The following is an 806-nucleotide window of genomic DNA, read 5'->3' on the forward strand; positions in this document are numbered from 1 at the left end:
CCTATGTGCTCGACGGCCTGCTGTACCACGAGTCCGACCTGCGGATCGAGGAGCACTACACCGACACGGCCGGCTTCACCGATCACGTCTTTGCCCTGATGCACCTGCTAGGCTTCCGCTTCGCGCCGCGCATCCGCGACCTCGGCGAAACCAAGCTGTACGTGCCGCAGGGCGTGCAAGCCTACCCGACGTTGCGCCCGCTGATCGGCGGCACCCTGAACATCAAGCACGTGCGTGCCCACTGGGACGACATCCTGCGCCTGGCCAGCTCGATCAAGCAGGGCACCGTCACCGCCTCGCTGATGCTGCGCAAGCTCGGCAGCTACCCGCGCCAGAACGGACTGGCCGTGGCCCTGCGCGAGCTGGGCCGGATCGAGCGCACGCTGTTCATCCTGGACTGGCTGCAAAGTGTTGAACTGCGCCGCCGCGTGCATGCCGGCCTGAACAAAGGTGAGGCGCGCAACTCGCTGGCCAGGGCGGTGTTCTTCAACCGCCTTGGGGAAATCAGGGATCGGAGCTTCGAGCAGCAGCGCTACCGGGCCAGCGGCCTCAACCTGGTGACGGCGGCTATCGTGCTGTGGAACACGGTGTACCTGGAACGCGCCACCCAGGGGTTGGTCGAGGCCGGCAAGCCGGTGGACGGCGAGCTGCTGCAATTCCTGTCGCCGCTGGGCTGGGAGCACATCAACCTAACCGGCGATTACGTCTGGCGGCAGAGCCGCAGACTGGAAGACGGGAAGTTTCGGCCCTTACGGATGCCCGGAAAACCTTAGCGTACGATTTTTTCCGAATTCTGCGGGCTCCCC

At 65.3% G+C, this 806-nt stretch carries 1 protein-coding gene; it reads left to right on the plus strand.

Annotated features, from left to right (window positions below; all coding sequences use genetic code 11):
- A partial coding sequence (locus tag ACOTX4_RS25980) for a Tn3 family transposase (protein WP_029780790.1) occupies nucleotides 1–773 on the plus strand: 773 nt, incomplete at its 5' end.
- Nucleotides 774–806: the final 33 nt, after the last annotated feature.

Source organism: Enterobacter cloacae complex sp. IR5459, assembly GCF_049238005.1.
GTDB lineage: Bacteria > Pseudomonadota > Gammaproteobacteria > Enterobacterales > Enterobacteriaceae > Enterobacter > Enterobacter hormaechei_C.